This is a genomic window from Oleiphilus sp. HI0123 (assembly GCF_001635315.1).
The window spans coordinates 1-398 of sequence record NZ_LWGE01000785.1 but is presented as its reverse complement, the minus strand read 5'-3'; the positions used below and the strand labels follow the sequence as shown (position 1 = coordinate 398).

1 protein-coding gene is annotated in these 398 nt (G+C 43.7%); it reads left to right on the top strand.

Going from position 1 to position 398, the window contains the following annotated elements; all coding sequences use genetic code 11:
• Positions 1–398, top strand: a 398-nt coding sequence (locus A3761_RS06890) for an ABC transporter transmembrane domain-containing protein (RefSeq protein ID WP_255374925.1), incomplete at both ends; no start/stop codon positions are given.

Below are 398 nucleotides of genomic sequence, written 5' to 3'. Positions count from 1 at the left end.
TACCACCGTTGAAAATCCCACTGAAGAAAATCGCTTGATGCTGCCTTTGCTGATTTTTTCCTTGTTTGCAATGCGCGGGATAGGGGGGTTCTTGGGTGGATACTACATAGCTTATGTGGGGCAGAATATCGTTCACCGGTTACGCACCCAAGTGTTTGACCGGTATTTGAAACTGCCCAGTTACTACTTTGACTCAAACGCATCGGGACATTTGATTTCTCGAATTACCTTCAACGTTCAACAAGTCTCTTCAGCTGCAACTGATGCAATAACGGTGATTGTACGGGAGGGCTTGACTGTGATCGGCCTTTTTATTGTGATGATCAATGCTAACTGGAAATTGACCTTAATCTTTTTGGCAATTGGTCCAATGATTGGTGCCTTAGTAAGTTATGTGA